Source organism: Acinetobacter sp. YH12052 (genome assembly GCF_013419835.1).
Taxonomy (GTDB): Bacteria; Pseudomonadota; Gammaproteobacteria; order Pseudomonadales; family Moraxellaceae; genus Acinetobacter; species Acinetobacter amyesii.
In genome coordinates this window covers 37605-55723 of record NZ_VOZI01000017.1, presented here as the reverse complement: position 1 = coordinate 55723, position 18119 = coordinate 37605, and the positions used below count along the sequence as shown (strand labels likewise).

The following is an 18119-nucleotide window of genomic DNA, read 5'->3' as shown; positions in this document are numbered from 1 at the left end:
TTGTCGGATAAATGCAAGCCAAACTACAAAATAAATGCAATTAATCTTCGGTCATTTGCTTAAGTGCTTGATAAAGCGAAATCACATCAATGGGTTGAGGCAATTGTTGGATCACATTTTGGATGCTTTGCCAATTTAAACCTTGCTGTCGATGGAGGATCAAATAGGGAAGGGCTTGTTCGGTACGCAAGAGTGCCATGCGTTTTTGACCGTGGATTAACCGTATTTTTTGACGTTCTTGTAATAATAACAACGGGGTATGTAGTGTCGGTTCAGGTTCATCAAAATGAATGAATTTTTGCGTATGAATTAATTGTGCCGGGATAAAGGGGTAATAGTTGTTTTGCGACCAAATCATTTCAGCCTGCTGAGACTGTTGATAGAGCTGATCAGGTGCAGCACAGAGTTGCTCTAGATTGTCCCATGATATGACTTTAATCGCAGCAAGTTCATGTTGATGTTGTTGGCAAAACAGCTGAGAGAGTCGAATGGCTTCCATCTGCGTTTGCGCACCAAACAACAAGAGATATTTGATGAAGCGACCTTCGGTATTGATTTGCTCTGCTAAATACAGCGGCTGGTTTTTCCAATCTGTACCATCTGTCGTATGCAATAGAACATCAAGCTGTGTTGTGAGTTCAGGCTGATCCATAAACTGCAATTCATACAAGGCCAATTGTGCATCGATGTTTTGCAGCGTTTGAACGCGAGCGGTGTATTGAGCGATTTGAACCTGTTCAGGAAGTTCAACGCCTGCCATTGTCGAGTTGAGATATGCCTCCGATGGCGCATGTGTTGGCTGCTCAATTAGAACAAGAGGAATGGTATCAGGTGCAGAAAGCTCCGGTTTATTTGTATTTGAGTTATCAAGCAACGTATCCGCTTCATTGATTTGCTTATCGCAATGATCTAGATCGACAGATCCGTCTTTATTTATCGCTTCAATTGGCAGTAGGTCGTCCACACTTGCTGCAACACAGCTTGGCGCTGTGATGATTTCATCCTTTAGGCGTAAGGCATGTAGACGTAGATCGATATCACTGATTAAACATTTATATAGCTGTTGTTGCTCAATTAACCAATCATAGCATTCGCTAAAATTGCCCCATTCACTGAGTAGAGCTGTGCGCTGTTTGGCTGGAATCATCCACACTTGCCAACCTAATTTATGGTCATGCAGCAAGGCCCAACCCATCTCTGGATATTGATATAAAGCATTTTCAAGTGCAGCATCATGGTTAAAATAGCCACGAAATAACAATGAATATGGCGTTTGTTTGGAAAATTCAGTGGCAGCCATTTGTGGCTTAGTTAATGCACGATAACTTAATATTTGCTTTTGAAAAATCGGTTCATCGCATAAGGCAAAAATTTCATGAATTCGACGTTTAGAAAGCGCAGTTTCATAAAAATTCAAAGCACGATGTTCAAGTTGATAGGTCAGTACATGGATTTCTTTTATTAATTGTACTTTGTCTTGTAAATTCATTTGTCCACTTCCTAAAGGACTTTTTGTGCTTTTTCTAAATATTTAGCCAATACAATATTGGTTGCAAGTTCTACTAATTTATATTCAGCCGAATTCGGGTTTCGATATGTATTGGCCAATTCAATCAGGCGTTCAATATCGATGACCTGCGGTGAAATTTTTCCTTGTATCAGTGCCTGAAGTTCTTGCATAGGACAATGTAAATTTAAAAATAAAGAAGTCGATTAGTTCATTTGATTATAGAGATTTCATTAAAAAAAACATGGAAATAAATGTCAGCTTCTACAAATTAAGCGTTAAATATGACAATTAATGCGCATTTTGTTTAAAAATAATACCAAATCATTAGCTTAAAGATAGGTTTTGCAAAAGATATAGCGGTATGGTTTGATCAATTTTTTTGAAGTCATCATCAGCGATTAAGCGCTGCTAGACGTTGATTTTTAATGTTGAGTAAAGAATAAAGCCCAAAGAAAAGGCACAAAAAATAAAAAACCGATGGTGGAAGCCATCGGTTTTTTATTGAAAAATCAGCTAAAAATTAAGCTTTTTTTTCTGTGTTTGTTACAATTTCGGTTGTATCAGCAGCGGGTGCTTTGTTATCTGCATTGGCAGTTTCAGCAGTCACAGCTTTTTTTACTGGAAAATCTGGTACATAAACGATTTGTGCAGAAACAGTTGCAGAAAGCGCCATCACAGCAACAGCCATAGCATATTTGATTGCGTTCATTTGTGTATTCCTATCAATCATTAGTGACTCAAAAATTGAGTCAGGGAGAAAATTAATCACTTGAATTTATGTGAAAATAATATCAAAAAATAATCAATTAAAAATGATCGATTCGGCAACGCAAGATAAACGGTATGAATTAATATTTATATAAAACAGTCTATTAGAGTTATTGCTCTAGAGCTTTTGGTGGCTGAGTGACAGCGTTGTATCACTCAGATAAAGATGAAAAATCTATGAATGTTTGGCACATTTCTTTTCATAGACTTTGCCTGCGATACCACCAATAATGGCACCGCTGATCGTACCAAAAACGGGCAAAATACTGCCTGCAACAGCACCGATCGCAGCACCTTTGACGGTCGGAGAAAAGCGAGAGAGAAAGCTATTCTTCCCTGTTTGCGACTCGTTGGCGGTTGCTTGAGGGGGTGTATTGGTAGATAGATCGGTTTCAGCAGAAGTTACTTGAGGTTCAATTGTCATGACATTACTCCCGAGCATGATCATTAGAAGAATGAAGCTTTTAGCCTAATCGGAAGCGACCACTGCTTAAACAGAAAGCATGTAATAAATGATGGTCAGTTTGTAATCCCTCGAAGTGGAATTCACTCCTGTGTAAGACATGTAATATTTTGCTGTTTTGATGTTTAAAAAATAACCAAAATAAGCGACTTAATCATATGATGAAGTTTCAAAATCATAACAATGAGGATAAATACAATGTCTGTTGCTAAAGTCGTTGAAGTAAATGCAAGTAGCACAAAAAGTTTTGAAGATGCAATTCAAACGGGAATTAATAAAGTCACTGAAACCGTGAAAAACGTTCAGGGTGCATGGATTAATGAACAGAAAGTCGTGGTGAAAGACAATAAAATTGCGGAATATCGAGTGAACTTAAAAATCAGCTTCTTGGTTGAATAAGTTTTAATTTTATTGATGTTAAAAACTGATCAAAAAAAATCCCCGAAGTTCGGGGATTTTTGTTTGAACACGCTGAATTATTTTTCAGGCGTTTCACAGCTTTCATCATTACACACAGGTGTAGGAGCAAGCTCAGGAAGTTCCGCAGCTTTGTCCATCACTTTTTTAAATACATCTTTCGGTTGAGCGCCTGCTAAAGCAATGCGTTGCTCAAATACAAAGAACGGTACACCCGTAACTTTAAGTTGATCGCGTGCTACTTCTTCATCGTATTTGACGAAATCGGCAAATTCATCTGAGTCTAATAAATCATCGACTTCAACAGGGTTTAGACCAATACGAGATGCAACATCTTCTAAGGTTTCACGTTCACCAATGGCCAAGCCTTGCGTCATATAGCTATAGAAGAAAGCTTCTTTGGCTTCACTGCCGAGACCTTTGCTTTGTGCAAGATGAATCAAGCGGTGCGCGTTGAAAGTATTGCCTGAATTGGCTTTTTGCCAGTTAAATTCAATACCTTCAGCTTTTGCCATTTCGGCAATATTGCGCTGCATTTCCTCTACTTCTTCAATACTGCGGCCATATTTTTGAGCTAGACGTTCAGTATTAGAAATTTCTAGGCGAGCGGGCGCATCTGCGTCAAGTTGATAGCTATGCCAAAACACTTCAAGCTCTACACCCGATTCTTCGGCAGCAGCTTCAAGGCGTTTTTTCGCAATATAACAAAATGGGCAAACCACGTCTGACCAGATATCTACACGCATGGGAAATCTCTTTTCTATGTTCTGGGAAAATGATGGGGGCAAATCCTAAAATTTAAAGCCAAGCAATGCAATCCATTTTTGTTTCGATGGCGCAATGTCGGTTTTTTTTTGATTTTGTTACAAGGATTGAATGAAGATTTGTCGAACGATTAATCCGTGATTAAACGTTTACCCAAACAAATCACTTCAACCTCTTCATAGCCCAATTGTTCATAAAAATTTTGTACGTCAATGTTGTCTTGGCGAATCAGTAATTGAAGTTTTGGGCAGCCTAAAGCAATTAAGCGTTTTTCTAATTGTTGAATGAGGGCGGTAGCGACGCCATTACGTTGAAAATGTGGATGTACGGCAAGATAATTGACCCAGCCTCGGTGTCCATCATAGCCACCCATGACAGTTGCAATCAGTTGATCATCTTTGACCGCCAACAAGAATAATTGATCACGTTGAGCCAATTTTCGAAATATATCAATTTCAGGGTTATTCCATGGGCGGGTCAGATCACACAGTTCCCAAAGTGCAATCACATCGTCTAAATCAGATTCGAGATAGGGGCGGATAATAAACATAATTTTTGTTTTAGCATGTAATTTGACCAATTTAGATTAGTCGAGTTTTGCAGACTTGATAAGTCATATTAAAAAATAAAAGCCATAAAAAAAAACGCTCCGAAGAGCGTTTTCTTATTTCACTGTCAATTAAGCAGTTTTAACTTCTGGTTGAGCAGCTAACATGTGGCCGTTCTCTTCGAAGTTGATGTGCCAAGACAATGCTTCACGTAGAAGGTGAGGTGTTTGACCACCTTTCGCACATGCACGGTCGAAGTAATCATTTAGCGCATCACGGTACATAGGGTGAGCACAGTTGTCGATTACTGCACGAGCACGTTCACGTGGTGCAAGACCGCGTAAGTCAGCTAGACCTTGTTCAGTAACCAAGATGTCAACATCGTGTTCAGCATGGTCAATGTGAGAAGCAAATGGAACAACAGAGGAAATGTCGCCGCCTTTTGCAATTGATTTAGTCACGAAGATTGCTAAGTGTGCATTACGTGCGAAGTCACCTGAACCACCAATACCGTTCATCATTTTTGTACCGCAAACGTGAGTTGAGTTCACGTTACCGTAGATATCAAACTCAAGTGCAGTGTTGATACCGATAATACCTAAACGACGTACCAGTTCTGGATGGTTCGAAATTTCTTGTGGACGTAATACAAGTTTGTCTTTGTATTGTTCAAGGTTATTAAATACTTTTTCGCCATATTTAGCAGAAAGTGTAATAGAAGAACCTGAAGCAAATTTCATTTTGCCTGCGTCGATCAATTCAAATGTACAGTCTTGAAGTACTTCAGAGTACATGATCAAGTCTTCAAAGTTAGAATCTTTAAGACCAGTCAATACTGCGTTTGCAATCGAACCGATACCTGCTTGTAATGGACCTAGGTTTTTCGGTAAACGACCTTCTTCTACTTCTTTTTCAAAGAAAGCGATCAGGTGGTTTGCAATACCTTGAGTTTCATCATCAGGTGCAGTCACTGTAGATGGAGAGTCATGCAATTCGTTGTTAAATACGATACCTACGATTTTTGAAGGATCGATGTTGATTGCATGTGTACCAATACGTTCGTCAACATGAGTCAATGGAATCGCTTGACGTGTTGGACGATACGTTGGGATATAAATATCGTGTAAGCCTTCGAATGCTGGGCTTAAGTTGGTGTTGATTTCAACAATCACTTTTTCAGCAAAAATTGCGAAGCTTGCAGAGTTACCTACAGAAGTTGTAGGGATGATGCCACCATCTTCAGTGATCGCAACAGCTTCAATAATTGCCACATCAGGCTTTTTAAGTTGAAGGTTACGCATTTGTTCAACTGTTTCAGACAAGTGCTGATCGATGAACATCACTTCGCCTTTGTTGATGGCTTTACGTAATGTGTTGTCTACTTGGAACGGTAAACGACGAGCAAGAACACCTGCTTCAGTCAATTTTTTGTCCAAATCGTTACCCAAGCTCGCGCCAGTAATTAGGGTGATTTTAAGAGGATTAGCATGAGCCTGTTGAACCAACGCTAAAGGTACAGCTTTCGCTTCACCTGCGCGTGTGAAACCACTCATACCTACCGTCATACCATCCTGAATGAATTCAGCAGCTTTTTCTGCGCTGATAACTTTGTCGTGTAGGGCAGCTAAACGGATGCGATCTAAAGACATCATATACTCTCGTGAAATTCTCAAAACTGATACGGATTGTACCGATCAAAAAAGCCATTTTGCATACCTGTTAGGCTAAGGTCTAATTTTTTGAAAAAATGTGGGTATAAGATTTTATTATGTTTTTTAAACCACTGAATAATAAAGTTAAAAATATCAATGGTTAAAGCTTAAGCAAAACTGTTCGTTGCTTTTTTGAACGCTTGTTAAAAGCGTTCAGTTAAACTTTGCTTAATTTTTTCCAATGGGCTGTTGTTTAATATTTCATCATTTTCGAGTTTTTGCAGTGGTAAAGAAATGATCGCTTCGAGTCCACCTTCTGCTCGATTGTGAATTGAAAGTTGACCTTCGTGAATATCCACAATACGTTTTACAATGGCTAAACCGAGTCCACTGCCTTGAATGGTACGTGCATCATTACCACGTACAAAAGGTTGCATCAGGTCTTCAATTTGGTCTTCAGGAATCCCTTCGCCATTATCGGCAACGCGAATTTGAATATGGTCACCTTCATATTCGGTAGACAGTTCAATCGGCTCGGCACCATAGCGTTTTGAGTTATTGATTAAGTTCCCTATTAATCGTTTTAAGGACAGGCTACGTGCTTGAATAATCGGTAAGTCTTGAGGTTCAAAGCGAATATCTAAAGGTTTAAATTGAATCACTAATTCCTGCAATAGCGCATTTAAATCAGTATCTTGCGGAACCTCATCAGAGCCATCTCGCATATACGAAATGAACTGATTCAGAATTGCATCCATATCTTCAACATCGTAAATCAGACCTTCTTTTAGGAAGTCATCATCAGGCATCATTTCTGCGCTGAGTCGAATACGGGTCAGCGGAGTACGCAAATCGTGGGAAATACCGGCCAACATGATGCGGCGATCACGTTCAGTTTGTTCCAGCGTGTAGACCATGTGGTTAAAGGCTTGGTTTACTTCACGGATTTCTTGTGGCCCATGGTTGGTTTCTAAATAAGGTGCAGTGCCGTGTTTACTATAGTTGTTTGCCGCATCTTGTAAACGTTTTAGTGGACGGTTGAGCTGACGAACCAAGGTTAAGATAATGATGCCAGCAATCAGCGGAATACCCAATAACCAGCCTAAAATCAGCTCTGCGCTATAGTTGGCATAGGTTTTTAAAGGCTCGCGAACCCAGTTGCCATTCATTTCTGGAGTTTGAATCCAGATGCGTGGGTCAGGTTTAAATTGGAAATACACGGTCGCATTATCAATGCGCATTTCTTTGGCCAGTTTCTTTTCAATTTGATTGGTAAAGAACTCTGCAATGACTTTGTCTTTGACATTGGGGAATTCTTTCGGATCGGTCACATATTCGATCCCGACACGGTTGCGCATCCAGTCGTCGACATCCACTTCGGCATTGTTATGAAAAATCCGTAAATCAGGATTGTTAATGATTTCAAGCTCGACCGCGAGGTAACGAGCATGTTGTTGAATTTCGGGTAAATAGAGTGTGCGCCAAAAGAACCATAAGGACATAAACAGGCTAAAAAACACCACAAATAAGACCAATACGGTGGTCCGCATGGCTGCAGAGCGGGGTTTGATTTTATCGAGGAAGCGTTCCCAAGGTGTCCGTTTTTTTTCGGAGTAGGTAACGTAGTCGGTAAATTCCTGTGGGTCGATGGGTTCGAGTTTCACGCTATATCCCTAGAGTAAATTTTAGAGTGTGAGATCAATTAACCCTGTTGGATACGCGTTCAGGTCATACGCAACTGTTCGAGGCAGGAAGCATGGAATAGATTATGTTTCTGCGATGATTCTGATATGAAGCAGAAATGAGACGAGTTTTGCGTATGACAATGGTTTTGCTTACTTTTGCCGAAACAAAAGTAAGGCGAACCGCAGGTTATTGGATAAATTTAATGTTCAATGAAAAGACTCCGCCTAATGAATGGCGGAATTTTTTATTACTATTTATTTGGATTATTCAGCACCATCTGGAACAAAGACATAACCCACGCCCCAAACGGTTTGGATATAGCGTGCACGTGCTGGGTTTTCTTCAACCAAACGACGCAGGCGAGAAACCTGAACGTCAATTGAACGCTCCATAGCACCCCATTCACGACCACGAGCAAGATTCATTAACTTGTCGCGTGTCAGTGGTTCACGAGGATGTTGAACTAATGCTTTAAGTACGGCAAATTCACCCGTTGTTAATGTGACGACTTGACCTTCACGGGTTAATGTACGAGTAGACAGGTCGAGTGACCACGGACCAAAAGACACCACTTCCATTTGTTGGCTTGGTGCGCCCGGAACTTCACGCACTTGACGACGTAATACGGCACGAATACGTGCCAAAAGCTCATTCGGGTTGAATGGTTTTGGTAAATAGTCATCTGCACCGGCTTCAAGTCCAGCAATACGGTCTGAATCACTACCACGAGCGGTCAGCATAATGATTGGGGTATCGATGCTAGATTGGCGCAGACGGCGACAAATACTCAAGCCATCTTCAACAGGTAACATAAAGTCGAGCACAATCAGGGAAAAGAGTTCCCGCTGCAACAGACGATCCATCTGAGTCGCATCATGTGCGGTTTTGACCACAAAACCTTTATCTTCTAGGAAGCGTTGTAAGAGGGTGCGTAGACGCACATCATCATCGACAACCAGAATGCGTTCGACTCGGTCGGTTTCGGCTTGTACGGCATCTGTTTTTTCAGCAGGTACAACTAAACTCATGACGTGCTCCTTATTCTTTATTGTCATCGTAAACAAAAAGTCGATTTCACTTGAGTATACGATTCATTTATATAAATTTACTATGCTCTAAAGCAACAAATATTGCAGTTAAAATCAAGACATAGATACCAAATGTATACATGTTGTTCGAATCAGTTTGCTTATCTAAGTCTCGCTAATTTGCTGTTTCATAGTCAGTTTCGTAAAAAAATGTGTATTTGAGATGAACTGGCATTAAAAACCACGAATAAATTTATAAAAACAATTGTGGATTTTATGGTCTTGGTCTTTATAATCATGGCTTTTAGAACTTATCCTTGCAGGGATCTAATACGATGACTGACTTAGTTCAGCAGTTGGCAAAAGAAATTGCCGTACGTCCAAATCAAATTGAAGCGGCCATCAAGCTCATTGATGAAGGTGCCAGTGTTCCATTTATCGCACGTTACCGTAAAGAAGTGACGCAAGGTCTGGACGATACTCAATTACGTCAGCTCGATACACGTCTGACTTACCTGCGTGATTTATTTGAGCGCCGTGAAAAGGTAATCGAATCTCTAAAAGAACAAAACAAGTTATCTGATGACTTACTTGCTCGCGTGAATGCAGCAGAAACGAAAAATGCTTTAGAAGAGATTTACGCACCGTACCGTCCAAAACGTACCAGTAAATCATTTAAAGCCAAAGAAGCGGGTTTAGGCCCAATCGCTGAAAAAATCTTTAATGAAGCGATCGATCCTACGGAAGCTTTGGCAGGCTTTAGCCATGAAGATTATGCAGATGTTGAAAGTCAACTTGATGCGATTCAACACATTTTAATTGATGAATGGGCACAAAATATTGCATTAACCACTGAGCTAAAAGCGACATTTGCGAAAACTGCAGTGTTGAAAAGTTTAGTTGCAAGCGATGAGAAAAAAGAAGTCGGTAAAAAATTCCGTGATTACTTTGATTTCTCTGAAAGCTTAAATAAAGTCCCTTCACACCGTTTATTGGCGATGCTCCGTGGCCGTCAAGAAAATGTCTTGGGCTTAAAAGTCGATGGTGAAGATGATGCACCATTGGCTCGTATTGATACTGAATACAATTTAGAAACAGCACAACCACAAGCGCGTGCAGATTTCTTAAAACAAACTGCAAAATTGTTCTGGCTCGGTAAAGTTCGTCCTGCGATTGAACATTCATTATTGACTGAAAAACGTTTGGCTGCTGAAGCTGAAGCGATGGATGTCTTTGCTGAAAACCTACGTCATTTATTACTTTCTGCTCCTGCAGGCGCACGTTGCACATTGGGTGTAGACCCAGGCATCCGTACGGGTGTGAAATTGGCTGTTGTGAATGCATCAGGTGATGTCCTTGCACATAGCACGATTTACCCATTTGCTCCGAAAGAAGACAAAGCTGGATCAGTGGCTGAACTTGCACGTCTATGCCGTGAGTTTAATGTTGAACTGATTGCCATTGGTAACGGTACTGCAAGCCGTGAAACTGAAGCTGTTGTAGCTGAAATGATGGCAGCAAATACAGACTTGAACTTGATTCGTGTGTCGGTATCTGAAGCAGGCGCGTCGGTTTACTCAGCATCTGAATTGGCGTCAAATGAATTGCCAGATTTAGATGTATCGATCCGCGGTGCTGTATCGATTGCACGTCGTTTACAAGATCCATTGGCTGAACTTGTGAAGATTGATCCTAAATCGATTGGTGTGGGTCAATACCAACATGATGTGAACCAAACCGGTTTGGCAAAAACGCTAGAAGCGGTTGTGGAAGACTGTGTGAACTCAGTAGGTGTTGATGTCAACACAGCATCATCTGCTATTTTGGGTTATATCGCGGGTCTAAATAAATCGATTGCACAGCAAATCGTTGAATTCCGCAAAGAAAATGGTCGTTTTGATAACCGTCAAAGTTTGAAGAAAGTACCTCGTTTAGGCGAACGTACCTTTGAACAAGCAGCAGGTTTCTTACGTATTCAAGATGGTTCTGAACCATTGGATGCATCTGCAGTTCACCCAGAGTCATATGACTTGGTGGCAAAAATTGTGGAAGCAAAAGCGACGACTGTAAAAGATATTATTGGTAATACTGAAATTATCCGTCAGATCGATGCAGCAGCATTTGTAAATGACCAATTTGGTTTACCGACAATTCAAGACGTTTTATCTGAACTTGAAAAACCAGGCCGTGACCCACGTCCAGAGTTCCGCACGGCTAAATTCCGTGAAGACATCACAGAAGTGGCGCAGTTGACTGAAGGTTTACAGCTTGAAGGTGTGGTTACGAATGTAACCAACTTCGGTGCATTCGTGGATGTGGGTGTACACCAAGACGGTTTAGTGCATATTTCTGAACTTGCAAATGAATTTGTTGCAGATCCGCACAAAGTCGTGAAACCAGGTCAAATTGTTCAAGTTCGTGTCTTGAATGTCGATGTTGAACGTAACCGTGTCAACTTGTCTATGCGTGCAGAAGGTGCTGCTGCAGCGAAACCACAACGTCAACCACGTCGTGACAATGCCCAGCAAGAACAACGTGGTGAGCGTAAGCCACATGCGAAACGTCCACAGCATGCCCGTCCGCAAGGCGACCGCCCACAAGGTCATAAAAAACCTCAAGCAGCGAAACCACAAGAAAATAAAATTGGTGGTTTAGGTGCGTTGTTATTACAAGCAGGGATTAAAGGTTCGAAGTAATCTTTAACTGTTAAAAAAACCTCCCATATGGGAGGTTTTTTTATATAAGATTAAAACAATCAAAGCTTAAATAAACTTAGAAGATCATGATGTTACGTAGTTATTATCAGGGTTCAGTTCAACAATTCATACATACAAATGAACAAGAAATTATGGGGGCTTTGGCACTACAGCATGAATTTGCATTGGAAGATTTACAAAAGAACGCTTGGTTAAAACAAATTGAGATTTTAAAACAACAGTTGGATTTTTTAGATGAGGGAGAAATCTTTTTTGAATTCTCTATTCCACGGATGGGTAAGCGCGTAGATAACATTCTTTTGATACGTAATTTAATTTTTGTTATTGAATTTAAAGTAGGTGAAAAGAGTTACCCACAATATGCTAAGACTCAGGTCATAGATTATTGTTTGGATTTGTTGAATTTTCATGAAGGTAGTCATCAGCAAAAGGTCATACCACTTTTAATTTCAACCCAAGCTCAAAGTTGTGAACAGTCATGGTCAGCGGTATCCACTTATCAAGATACTTTATGCTGTAACACCCATAATTTACGGATTGTAATCGAACAAGCGCTTTATCAATTTGCAGGTCTTACGCAACTTAATATCAAACAGTGGGTTGAGTCTCGATATAAACCAACACCCACAATTATTGAAGCAGCTCAGGCGTTATATCAAGGTCATACAGTGGATGAAATTTCTAGAAGTGATGCCGGTGCAAAAAATTTAGCGATCACTTCGAAAAAAATCGAACAAATTATTGAAGATGCAAAATTAACAAATAAAAAAACGATTTATTTTTTAACGGGTGTACCTGGTGCAGGAAAGACATTGGCCGGTCTTAATATTGCGAACCAGCGTTTAAAAACAAATGAACAAGAACATTCTGTATTTTTATCTGGGAATGGTCCTTTAGTTGATGTTTTACGTGAAGCATTGGTTCGAAATACCGTGGAACTTGCTAAGCAACAAACAGAAAAAAAGACGCGATCTGAGGCAGAACGTGAAGCCAAAGCCTTTATACAAAATATTCATCATTTTAGAGATCATTATTTGAAATCAAATGAGGTGCCAATCGAAAAAGTCGTTATTTTTGATGAAGCTCAAAGGGCCTGGCGAAAGGATCAGGTTTCAAACTTTATGAAACAGAAAAAAGGTATTGATAATTTTTCGATGTCTGAACCAGAGTTTCTCATTAGTGTTATGGATCGCCACGCTGATTGGTGTGTCGTTGTTTGCCTGATTGGTGGTGGGCAGGAGATTAACACTGGAGAAGCAGGTGTTTCTGAATGGCTATCAGCATTAGAACATAAATACCCGAAATGGAAGATCTACTTTTCTAACAAAATTTTGCAGGATAAAGTCTATTTAACTGATCCTAAACAACAATTCTGGGTTCAAAAAAATGGAAAAAATGAGGAAGATTTACATCTTGCTGTTTCTGTCCGGTCATTTCGCAGCGAACAAGTTTCACATTTGATTCAACATGTATTAGATGGTGATGCAAAGTCCGCGAAAGAAACTTACCATATGATGTCCCAAGATTATCCTATTCTGCTTTGTCGTGATTTTAATGTTGCTAAACAGTGGTTAAAAAGAAAGGCTAAGGGTTCAGAGCGCTTTGGGGTTATTGCTAGTTCGGGTGCCAGACGTTTAAAAGCCGAAGGTATTGATGTAAAGAATAAAATAACACCTGCAGATTGGTTTTTGAATTCAAATACAGATGTACGTTCTGCGTATTATTTGGAAGATATTGCAACTGAGTTTGATGTGCAAGGCTTGGAAATAGATTACAGTTGCGTGGCATGGGATATTAATTTTTATTTTGATCAAGATTGGCAATTTCAAGCCTTTAAAGGTAGTCGATGGCAAAATATAAGGCAAACTGAAAAGCAGAAATACCTGTTAAATGCATATCGAGTGCTACTGACTCGGGCGCGACAAGGTATGGTGTTGTATATACCATCTGTAGATGACAGTGACTGGACTCGTCCCAAGAAATATTATGATTCGACGTATAATTTTTTGAAGCAATGTGGTTTCAATACGCTATAAAAAAACCTCCCATTTGGGAGGTTTTTTTATTTCTTTTAAGGCCTATCAAAGATAAATGAGCTGAATCTTAAACTTCGCAATAAAGTGTAAAAATCACACAAATCACGTATCAAAACACACTATAGAATCGTTCGATTGTCAGACAATATAAGTCACGCCATAAAGTGGTCACAAACTTTAGGTTTTACATACTTACATCTAATTATTTGATATTTATTATAAACGGTAAAATGATGACATCTAAAATTGAACGACATCGATTTCATATTCACGACTTTTTATCTGGAACAGTGGTATTTCTCGTGGCTTTACCGCTATGCCTAGGCATTGCATTGGCTTCTGGCGCACCGATTCTCTCTGGCATTATTGCCGGCATTGTCGGTGGTATTTTAGTTGGGGCACTGAGTGGCTCACATATCAGTGTTGCAGGGCCAGCAGCAGGTTTAACAGCAGTCATTTTGGTACAGCTTGAACTACTCGGCGGCAACTATGCCGCCTTTTTATTGTGTATTGTTTTTGCCGGTATCTTACAGATTGGATTTGGCATATTTAGGCTCGGTTTCTTTGCCAACTTTATTCCGAACAATGTCATATTGGGTTTATTGGCAGCTATCGGGCTGATCTTGATTGGGAGTCAAATGCCTTATCTGTTTGGCTTGAACCAATTTTCATGGTCAGTGTTGTGGCAGTCACAGCCGCTCAATTTGCAATGGGATGTGGGTGCCATTGTGATCGGTATCGGTAGCCTTGTACTGATGTTGCTTTGGGAGCAGAGCCCATGCAAAAAATGGGTTTTGCCTTCAGCCTTGGTTGCTGTCGTTCTTGCTGCACTATGTAATGCCGTGTTGGTGCTTAGTGGCTCGTCTTTTGCAGTTCATCCATCAAATCTCATCCAACTTCCTAACCTTTGGGATCAGCCACAAAATGTGATGATCTTTCCGGATTGGACCGCTTTAAATAATCCTCTGATTTATACGGGCGCTATCACTTTGGTGGTTGTGGCGTCATTAGAAACTTTATTGAATTTAGAAGCAGCAGATAAATTGGATCCGCATAAGCGCTCTTCACCCCCCAATCGAGAGTTATGGGCGCAAGGCATCGGTAATGTCGTTTCGGGCGCTATAGGCGGGATGCCGCTAACTTCAGTAATTGTCCGTAGTTCGGTCAATGCCAGTGCCGGAGCTAAAAGTAAATGTTCTGCTATCTTTCATGGCGTGTTGCTCTTGTTTGCCGTGCTGTGTTTAGTGCCTTTGATGAACATGATTCCGCTTTCAGCATTAGCTGCAATTTTAATCCTCACAGGTTTTAAACTGACACATCCCAAATTGTTTAAACAGCTGTATTTAAAAGGTTGGAAACAATTTATTCCTTTTATTATTTCCTTATTGGCGATTTTATTCACAGACTTATTGCTCGGAATCTTGATTGGTTTAGCCAGTAGTGCGGCCTTCATTTTATACGCCAATTTTAATAAGGGACTGAAGGTGTATAAAGAGCATCATTTGCATGGGGTGATTACACGGATTGAATTGCCTTCACAAGTTAGTTTTCTTAACCGTTCGGCATTAATCTCGGCATTGGAACATATTCGCCGCGGCGAACAAGTGGTGATTGATGCCACACTTGTGAGTGATATGGATGCTGATATTTTCCAACTCATTCAAGAGTACCAACAGGAAAAGGCTGTGCAGCGTAAAGTGCAAGTACAGTTGATTGGTTTCAAGGCACACTATGCCGATGCGCAGGAGGCGGCATTAGATATAGATATCAGTACCGCAGCTTTACAGCAACGTTTGACTCCGGAGGCCGTGCTCACTTTGCTTAAAGCCGGCAATGAGCGGTTTGTACAAAATGAGCGTTTGCAACGAGATATCTATCGTCAACTGCGGGTGACCGCAGAAGAAGGACAGCATCCGATTGCGGCAGTGTTAGGTTGTATGGATTCTCGTGCGCCGACTGAAATGATCTTTGATGTTGGAATTGGCGATTTATTTAGTTTACGCATAGCGGGGAATGTCGCAGGGCAAAAAGTTTTGGGTTCATTGGAATTTGCCTGCGAAGTCAAAGGTGCCAAAGTGATCGTAGTGCTTGGTCATACGGACTGTGGTGCGGTTAGCAGTGCTTGTCAGTTGCATTTAGCCGGTCAATCGATTCAGAACCTGACGCGTATGCCACATATTCAATATGTGCTGGGGCCACTCAATGAGTCTGTATCGCGTGTTGCAGAATTGATGCAACCACAAACGCTGAGTCCGGCATTTTTAGAGCAAGTGACGCAAATGAATGTGCATTACAACATCCGCTATATTTTGCAAAATAGTGAAGTGCTACAGCAGTTGGTGCAAGAAGGTAAAGTGGCGATTGTTGGTGCAGTGTATGATGTAAAAACTGGACGGGTTAATTTCTTCGGATAAATAAAATCCGATGACATAAAATACATTAGCGAATCATCGGTACAATCCAACTGGTAATGATCAGCAAAATACCGAAATGTCCCAATTTACGGGTGACATATACCAATTTTGACGGCTTTTGTTCCAATTGTTTCGCATAGTCTTCGATGCTAATGCCTTGTTTTGCATTACTGGTAAATAAAAACACCGCCAAATCAATACAAATTAATATCGTACCGACATCTGCCACCACTTCCATTAAATCGTATTGGCCGCTGATCAAGGCGGTTGACACTTGATAAACAAGGAAAAGTGCAAAAGCGATGCAGGCATACTGCAAAACAGTTAAAAATATCCGCATAAATCTATACTAAATAAGCTCAAAATTCTGAAATAGGATTATAGCGTCCCTCGCAAGAGATTACTGTAACGCTCAGAGTGCTTGCATGACTGCTGGGAAATGTTGCTTTTCAACCAACTCCAAAAACTCATCGCCCATACGCTGACTTTCTGCCACACATTGGTTCCACATTTTAATGCGTTGTTGGTTGTCTAAGCCTTTGAGGGTAAAGTCTTTACGGTCAGGAAATCGGCCAAGCGGCAAGCTTGCAAGGTAGTCTTGTGAAGGCGACAGTAACAGGGTACGCGCCTGATTTTCAGGATTGGCTTGGCGTTTAAATAATTTATCAAACCAACCGGGGGTGATGCTATCCGTGAAATGTGGATACAGCACGATGCCCTGACTTTGGAAGGGCAGGTCAATGTGATAGTCGATCAGGCCGCCATCGCGGTAACTGCCTTGTGGTGCATCAGGGATATCACGTATCGCGGCCATGACACCGGGAATAGATGCAGAAGCCATGAGCCACGGCATGACACTGTCTTGAGTCAATGCATGGTAATGCGTGGTAAAGCCATCATCCGCCACGGTAAATTGATGACCTGACACAGGCTGACTAATTACACGCTGCATGAAATAACGACTGTGTTTACGTGCGAGCGCTGTCGTTCCCACGATCCCTGCGACAGAGGCTAACAGCGGCAGGGCTTTATCACTTTGGAAAATATGCTGAGCTTTGACTGAAAGCACAGTGAGGTGATAATCCAGGTGATTAACCAGTGCCGCTTCTTGACCTTGAATCAAATCGATCAGCATGCCACGACACACATCGCTGACTTCTTGACGGCTCATCTTTTTATGAAAGCTCAGATTGGTATACAGCTCAGAGAGGCGCTTCGTCCCTTCGATAGCTCCCCAAGCAGCAATACTGGCAAAGCGCCAACTGCCAATCGATGAACCAATTAAAGTACGCTTTTGTTGCGCGCGTGGCAAAAAGTCAGCAAAAATTGCCTGATCTAAACCTTGAATACCAATGCCTTTCGGACCACCAGCAGCACCCGGCAGGATATCCACTTGAGCAGCGTTTAAACCCTCTTGTTCAATCAGTTGGCGGGCTAAATGGCCAGCACGGATATTGAGCGCAGGCGGTCTTTTTTGCAAAATTTGAGTCATGGCAGTCGCTTAAAATACAGTCGTAGAATTATTCTAGTGTGTTTTTGCACGGACCCAATGGCTGAAACTTACGACAAATGACTTCTCAGTCATATCAGGGCGTCGCTCAGGAATGCTGTAATAATTGTTCATTATGCCGATGCAATTGAAACAAACTGAGGCAGACGATTGCCCATGTTGCCATTGGAAAGACCGCCCACGCAAAAAAGTTAATGATAAAAATCACGGCCCCAACAAATAACCAATAATTTAACCCTGCCATCAGCTTTTGCTGTGGCAAACAAAGTAGGAATAAACAGGGAAGTGCATTGAAGAAAATAATCCACCAAAATGCAGCGCTATGCTGCATCCGATACAGAGTGGTGTTGGCTGGCGGTTGCCAGTTTAGGAAAGGCATGTGCATATTTAATTGAACTAGCACATCGAGCAGGGTCGAAAAACTATACAGCAAGGCCGTTGCACATGCTCGGAGTGGATTTCGACTATACAGTACCCCTAAATAACTGTATGACATGGCGTTCAGCCTTATTCAAATTTTTGAATTTTTTTTGTTTTTATAGCTTTAAGCCCTTTATTGTCAAAAGGCTTAAAGGAGCTATGGATACAACATATTATTTAAATAC

General features: G+C 41.0%; 16 protein-coding genes. 4 read left to right on the top strand and 12 right to left on the bottom strand.

From position 1 onward, the window contains the following. Positions 1–40 precede the first annotated feature (40 nt). The 4 genes from FTU06_RS13200 to FTU06_RS13185 form a co-directional block, all read right to left on the bottom strand. The gene (locus FTU06_RS13200; RefSeq protein ID WP_180147098.1) at positions 41–1489 is read right to left on the bottom strand and encodes a hypothetical protein; all 1449 of its coding nucleotides are present in this window, start codon (positions 1487–1489) and stop codon (positions 41–43) included. An 11-nt stretch (positions 1490–1500) separates the two neighbouring features. Next, positions 1501–1680, bottom strand: a complete 180-nt coding sequence (locus FTU06_RS13195) for a hypothetical protein (RefSeq protein ID WP_078189814.1) — start codon at positions 1678–1680, stop codon at positions 1501–1503. A gap of 350 nt (positions 1681–2030) precedes the next feature. Beyond that, on the bottom strand, positions 2031–2219 hold the full coding sequence (locus FTU06_RS13190) for a hypothetical protein (protein WP_180147095.1): 189 nt from the start codon (positions 2217–2219) through the stop codon (positions 2031–2033). A 234-nt stretch (positions 2220–2453) separates the two neighbouring features. Continuing rightward, on the bottom strand, positions 2454–2702 hold the full coding sequence (locus tag FTU06_RS13185) for a glycine zipper domain-containing protein (RefSeq protein WP_171525839.1): 249 nt from the start codon (positions 2700–2702) through the stop codon (positions 2454–2456). 237 nt (positions 2703–2939) lie between these two features. Between FTU06_RS13185 and FTU06_RS13180 the strand changes: the two genes are divergently transcribed. After that, positions 2940–3140 carry a dodecin family protein gene (locus FTU06_RS13180; RefSeq protein WP_067761311.1) on the top strand — a complete coding sequence of 67 codons (201 nt, stop codon included), beginning with the start codon at positions 2940–2942 and terminating at the stop codon, positions 3138–3140. Between the two features lie 77 nt (positions 3141–3217). On the opposite strand, the gene FTU06_RS13175 is transcribed toward FTU06_RS13180, so the two are convergent. From FTU06_RS13175 to ompR, 5 genes are all read right to left on the bottom strand, one after another. Next, entirely contained in the window at positions 3218–3904 is a 687-nt protein-coding gene (locus FTU06_RS13175; RefSeq protein WP_111885832.1) for a DsbA family protein, read from the bottom strand. 149 nt (positions 3905–4053) lie between these two features. Further along, entirely contained in the window at positions 4054–4473 is a 420-nt protein-coding gene (locus FTU06_RS13170; protein ID WP_078189811.1) for a GNAT family acetyltransferase, read from the bottom strand. Positions 4474–4602: 129 nt separating this feature from the next. Further along, the gene (locus tag FTU06_RS13165) at positions 4603–6120 is read right to left on the bottom strand and encodes an acetyl-CoA hydrolase/transferase family protein (RefSeq protein WP_168378000.1); all 1518 of its coding nucleotides are present in this window, start codon (positions 6118–6120) and stop codon (positions 4603–4605) included. A gap of 206 nt (positions 6121–6326) precedes the next feature. After that, positions 6327–7787: an ATP-binding protein gene (locus FTU06_RS13160; protein WP_111885830.1), complete on the bottom strand. Its 1461-nt coding sequence runs from the start codon at positions 7785–7787 to the stop codon at positions 6327–6329. A 285-nt stretch (positions 7788–8072) separates the two neighbouring features. Beyond that, the gene (ompR, locus tag FTU06_RS13155) at positions 8073–8837 is read right to left on the bottom strand and encodes a two-component system response regulator OmpR (RefSeq protein WP_078189809.1); all 765 of its coding nucleotides are present in this window, start codon (positions 8835–8837) and stop codon (positions 8073–8075) included. A 335-nt stretch (positions 8838–9172) separates the two neighbouring features. On the opposite strand from ompR, the gene FTU06_RS13150 reads away from it, so the two are divergent. From FTU06_RS13150 to FTU06_RS13140, 3 genes are all read left to right on the top strand, one after another. Next, positions 9173–11533: a Tex family protein gene (locus FTU06_RS13150; protein ID WP_180007060.1), complete on the top strand. Its 2361-nt coding sequence runs from the start codon at positions 9173–9175 to the stop codon at positions 11531–11533. A gap of 89 nt (positions 11534–11622) precedes the next feature. Further along, positions 11623–13590, top strand: coding sequence for a DUF2075 domain-containing protein (locus FTU06_RS13145; RefSeq protein ID WP_180147124.1), 1968 nt, complete (start codon positions 11623–11625; stop codon positions 13588–13590). Positions 13591–13823: 233 nt separating this feature from the next. Next, complete coding sequence (locus tag FTU06_RS13140) at positions 13824–16004, top strand: SulP family inorganic anion transporter (RefSeq protein ID WP_180147092.1); 2181 nt, start codon at positions 13824–13826, stop codon at positions 16002–16004. A gap of 25 nt (positions 16005–16029) precedes the next feature. Here the strand turns inward: FTU06_RS13140 and FTU06_RS13135 are convergent, their stop codons facing one another. From FTU06_RS13135 to FTU06_RS13125, 3 genes are all read right to left on the bottom strand, one after another. Then, the gene (locus tag FTU06_RS13135) at positions 16030–16344 is read right to left on the bottom strand and encodes a hypothetical protein (RefSeq protein WP_078189807.1); all 315 of its coding nucleotides are present in this window, start codon (positions 16342–16344) and stop codon (positions 16030–16032) included. A gap of 72 nt (positions 16345–16416) precedes the next feature. Then, positions 16417–17496 (bottom strand): patatin-like phospholipase family protein, encoded by a 1080-nt coding sequence (locus FTU06_RS13130; RefSeq protein WP_180147089.1) that lies wholly within the window; start codon positions 17494–17496, stop codon positions 16417–16419. A 106-nt stretch (positions 17497–17602) separates the two neighbouring features. Then, positions 17603–18010: a hypothetical protein gene (locus FTU06_RS13125; RefSeq protein ID WP_180147087.1), complete on the bottom strand. Its 408-nt coding sequence runs from the start codon at positions 18008–18010 to the stop codon at positions 17603–17605. Between the last annotated feature and the right edge of the window lie 109 nt (positions 18011–18119).

Bases quoted from the DNA above. Each gene is read 5' to 3' on its own strand.
- ompR (WP_078189809.1), bottom strand. From the start codon at position 8,837: ATGAGTTTAGTTGTACCTGCTGAAAAAACAGATGCCGTACAAGCCGAA.
- FTU06_RS13125 (WP_180147087.1), bottom strand. From the start codon at position 18,010: ATGTCATACAGTTATTTAGGGGTACTGTATAGTCGAAATCCACTCCGA.
- FTU06_RS13135 (WP_078189807.1), bottom strand. From the start codon at position 16,344: ATGCGGATATTTTTAACTGTTTTGCAGTATGCCTGCATCGCTTTTGCA.
- FTU06_RS13175 (WP_111885832.1), bottom strand. From the start codon at position 3,904: ATGCGTGTAGATATCTGGTCAGACGTGGTTTGCCCATTTTGTTATATT.
- FTU06_RS13195 (WP_078189814.1), bottom strand. From the start codon at position 1,680: ATGCAAGAACTTCAGGCACTGATACAAGGAAAAATTTCACCGCAGGTC.
- FTU06_RS13130 (WP_180147089.1), bottom strand. From the start codon at position 17,496: ATGACTCAAATTTTGCAAAAAAGACCGCCTGCGCTCAATATCCGTGCT.
- FTU06_RS13170 (WP_078189811.1), bottom strand. From the start codon at position 4,473: ATGTTTATTATCCGCCCCTATCTCGAATCTGATTTAGACGATGTGATT.
- FTU06_RS13180 (WP_067761311.1), top strand. From the start codon at position 2,940: ATGTCTGTTGCTAAAGTCGTTGAAGTAAATGCAAGTAGCACAAAAAGT.
- FTU06_RS13190 (WP_180147095.1), bottom strand. From the start codon at position 2,219: ATGAACGCAATCAAATATGCTATGGCTGTTGCTGTGATGGCGCTTTCT.
- FTU06_RS13150 (WP_180007060.1), top strand. From the start codon at position 9,173: ATGACTGACTTAGTTCAGCAGTTGGCAAAAGAAATTGCCGTACGTCCA.
- FTU06_RS13200 (WP_180147098.1), bottom strand. From the start codon at position 1,489: ATGAATTTACAAGACAAAGTACAATTAATAAAAGAAATCCATGTACTG.
- FTU06_RS13165 (WP_168378000.1), bottom strand. From the start codon at position 6,120: ATGTCTTTAGATCGCATCCGTTTAGCTGCCCTACACGACAAAGTTATC.
- FTU06_RS13145 (WP_180147124.1), top strand. From the start codon at position 11,623: ATGTTACGTAGTTATTATCAGGGTTCAGTTCAACAATTCATACATACA.
- FTU06_RS13185 (WP_171525839.1), bottom strand. From the start codon at position 2,702: ATGACAATTGAACCTCAAGTAACTTCTGCTGAAACCGATCTATCTACC.
- FTU06_RS13140 (WP_180147092.1), top strand. From the start codon at position 13,824: ATGACATCTAAAATTGAACGACATCGATTTCATATTCACGACTTTTTA.